Here is a 3257-nt window from a genome sequence, read left to right as displayed (position 1 = left end):
TGAACCGGTATTCGCCCTGCGGCGTCAACAACCAGTCAGGGCTTTCGGCATCCTCAAGATGTCCTCCCTTCATCAGCACGGCGCCGCAGCCCAAACCGAGCAGCGCACGCCCTTGCTCCAGCATCTCCTGCTCATTGCGCGCGTGCGCCGCCGCCAGCAGCGCCGCCGCTTCCGGCAGATTCGGCGTAATCAGCGATACCTGCGGCAGCAGACGACGGCGCAACGTCTCTACGGCAGAGGCGGAAAGCAGCGGATCGCCGCTTTTGGCGAGCATGACCGTATCCAGCACCACGTTCTGGATCTGATAGCGGGCGAGGCGCTCCGCTACGGCCTCGACGATATCCGCCTCCGCCAGCATACCGATTTTGGTAGTGTCGATGCGCACATCGCTCAGTACCGAATCCAGCTGCGCGGCGACAAAATCAGGTTCTATACGGTATACCGACTGTACGCCGCGGGTGTTTTGCGCCACCAGCGCGGTGATCACCGAGCAGCCGTAAGCCCCCAGCGCCGAGAAGGTTTTCAGATCTGCCTGGATACCGGCGCCGCCGCTGGGGTCCGTACCCGCGATAGTCAGGGCGTTAATGCGCGTCATGCCTGCACCTGCGCATACAGGGCGTCGACAAAAGCGGCGACAAAGCTTCCCGGCCCACGGCTGTTTGCCGTCGCCACACGCCCGGCGTCCTTCATCATCCCGCAGGCGGCTGCAACGTTATCCATCGGGTCGCCCGGTAGCGCAAGGCTTGCCGCCACCACCGCGGACAGCGCGCAACCAGTGCCGACCACCCGGGTCATCAGCGGGTCGCCGCCGGTCACCATGGTGATGCGCGCGCCGTCGGTGATGTAATCCACCTCACCGGTCACGGCGACAATCGTCGCCCACTGGCGCGCCAGCGCCTGCGCGGCGGGTAACGCTGTCGCCGCCTCATCGGTGGTATCCACCCCGCGCCCGCCGCGGCTCATCCCCGCGAGAGCCAGAATTTCCGAGGCGTTACCGCGAATGGCCGCAGGCTTAAGGGCCAGCAGCTCGCGGCAGAAATCGCTGCGCAGGGTTAATGCTCCGACCGCCACCGGGTCAAGCGCCCAGGGTTTACCCTGAGCGTGCGCGCAACGCACCGCCGCACGCATCGCCTGCGCCCGGTCCCGAGTGAGGGTACCGACGTTGACCAACAGTGCGTCGGCTATGGCGGAGAACTGCGCGGCTTCGTCATCATCGATGACCATCGCCGGGGAGGCGCCAATGGCCAGCAGCACATTGGCGGTAAAGGTTTGCACCACGTCGTTCGTCATGCAGTGTACGAGCGGCGAGTGGGTGTGAAACAGATGGCGAACGTGCGCGAGTTGCGCGGGGCTAAGCAGGTCAGCTTGCATGGTTTGCTCCTGCCAGGTCGTGAAGAAGCGATAACCATGTGATGGTCTCTGACTTCCCTACGCTGGCATTATCCAGATCAGGTGGTACGGGTATTTCTCAGCCTTCGTAAGGAAGGGCACCCCGAGTCATTTAAAACAAAATCAATGCGTTGTGATTAATGCTCCACATTAATCACCGTTCTGGATAGTAATGCCCGCGGGAAGTCTTGTAAACGGCAAAATTCCAATAGCAGTGATACAAATTCGAAGTAGACAATATTGATGCAAATCAATGATAAATAGCTAATAGCGTGAATAACACATTGATTTTGTGATCATCCATAGATTGTGAAAGTTTTCGGAACTTGCTCTCGGAAGTATCACTTACGCTATCAGAACCAGGAGGAGTACGATTGCCGAGCATTCTTAATAATGAAAAGGAGTTTTAGAAATGGCTATACCTGTTTATCTATGGCTTACCGATAATGCAGGAAATCAAGTTAAAGGGTCTGTGGATATCCACGGTAGAGAGGGTTCTATAGAGATTGTGGAACTGATGCACAACGTTGAACTACCTACTGATCCACTAACAGGTAAGATCACCGCTAAGCGTATTCATTGTGATTATGCACTCATAAAAGAACTAGATAGTTCATCACCTTATCTCTATCAAGGCGTATCATCTGGAAGGAAGTTTAAGCAGGCTGTATTGAAGTTCTACCGGATCAACTACAACGGACAGGAAGAAGAATATTTCCGTGTGACTATGGATAATGTGAGGGTGAACGAAATTGAACCATTCATGTTTGATGTCAAAGATCCTATGTTTGAAAAACATAACCATCTAGAGGCATTCTATTTAGCCTATGAAAAAATCACATGGCACTATCTGGACGGTAACATAGTTCACTCTGATTCATGGAACGGTAGCAAGGAGGCGGCGTAATGTCATGGGTTTATAAAGTAAGTTCTCATAGCTTTTATCTTAATGGCACTTATCAATTTGATGGTAAGTATTCTGGTAGACCAGGATTTAAGAATGATTCTGCAAATGAATGTGTAAAAGGTAAAGGCCCACTTCCTAGAGGAACCTATACTATTGGCCCTGCTTTCTACCATAGAAGAACCAGAGCATGGACTATGAGACTTACACCTTATGCTGGTGTTGATATGTGTGGACGTGATGGATTCATGATACACGGTGATAATTCATCTGGTTTGGGTGATGCTTCAGATGGTTGTATCATCCTTAACTTGCCATACAGGAAAGTGATTGCAGCAAGCAGTGATAAAATTCTAGTGGTGGAAGATTAATATGAGGAAATTATTAATTTACTCATTATCAATATTACCTATATTTGCATATGCAAAAGACTACGGATGTGCAGCAGTTGGTCTATCAATGGAATCATCACTGTTTGATGCTTTATCAAAAGATTTAAAAATTGATACATCCACTGTAGATGAAACCAAAGCAAAAGTTGAAGTAATTGACATATCCCCTGTATCTAAAGTCTATGCTAAATATTTAGCAAGAATTGATTATGATAAAGATCCCAGCAAAGATAAAACAGAAGATATGTACAAGGACATTTATCTATCAAGCTACTATGACAATGAGGTAAAATCAATTACAGCAAAATATACTTACACCAATAAAATTGGTAAGAAATCTGTATTTATTGCCTCTAGTCTTATGAACAAAGATGAATGTTCAATTAGATTTAATGGATATATTACATTATCAAGAGAGTTTTAAGTGTATTAGTCGCGACCAGATCTGACATATGACCTTGAAAGGTTGAGAGTTACCGGTTTTGATATGGGTGTCGAATCCTTATACAAAACACGAGGTAACTCTCATGCTTCATACTACCAATCCCGTCATCAAACACAAAGCCGGTTTG

Annotated in this window: 5 protein-coding genes and 1 riboswitch; of the genes, 3 read left to right on the top strand and 2 right to left on the bottom strand. The window is 49.4% G+C overall.

Annotated elements, in window-relative coordinates:
• Together thiD and thiM are read right to left on the bottom strand one after the other, a co-directional pair.
• Positions 1 to 595, bottom strand: a 595-nt coding sequence (thiD, locus tag JO226_RS15960) for a bifunctional hydroxymethylpyrimidine kinase/phosphomethylpyrimidine kinase (RefSeq protein WP_293602522.1), incomplete at its 3' end; no start/stop codon positions are given.
• On the bottom strand, positions 592 to 1371 hold the full coding sequence (thiM, locus tag JO226_RS15955; protein ID WP_293602521.1) for a hydroxyethylthiazole kinase: 780 nt from the start codon (positions 1369 to 1371) through the stop codon (positions 592 to 594). The genes thiM and thiD, both read right to left, overlap by 4 nt.
• A 37-nt stretch (positions 1372 to 1408) precedes the next feature.
• Positions 1409 to 1505: riboswitch (TPP riboswitch) on the bottom strand.
• Between the two features lie 296 nt (positions 1506 to 1801).
• Between thiM and JO226_RS15950 the strand changes: the two genes are divergently transcribed.
• The 3 genes from JO226_RS15950 to JO226_RS15940 are packed head-to-tail and all read left to right on the top strand — an operon-like array spanning position 1802 to position 3109.
• The gene (locus JO226_RS15950) at positions 1802 to 2296 is read left to right on the top strand and encodes a type VI secretion system tube protein TssD (RefSeq protein ID WP_293602520.1); all 495 of its coding nucleotides are present in this window, start codon (positions 1802 to 1804) and stop codon (positions 2294 to 2296) included.
• Positions 2296 to 2664, top strand: a complete 369-nt coding sequence (locus tag JO226_RS15945) for a tlde1 domain-containing protein (protein ID WP_293602519.1) — start codon at positions 2296 to 2298, stop codon at positions 2662 to 2664. Before JO226_RS15950 ends, JO226_RS15945 begins: the two co-directional genes overlap by 1 nt.
• A gap of 1 nt (position 2665) precedes the next feature.
• The gene (locus JO226_RS15940) at positions 2666 to 3109 is read left to right on the top strand and encodes a Shiga toxin A subunit (RefSeq protein ID WP_293602518.1); all 444 of its coding nucleotides are present in this window, start codon (positions 2666 to 2668) and stop codon (positions 3107 to 3109) included.
• Positions 3110 to 3257: the final 148 nt, after the last annotated feature.

Source organism: Pluralibacter sp. (genome assembly GCF_019237635.1).
Taxonomy (GTDB): Bacteria; Pseudomonadota; Gammaproteobacteria; order Enterobacterales; family Enterobacteriaceae; genus Enterobacter_B.
This window is presented reverse-complemented; position numbering and strand designations above follow the sequence as displayed.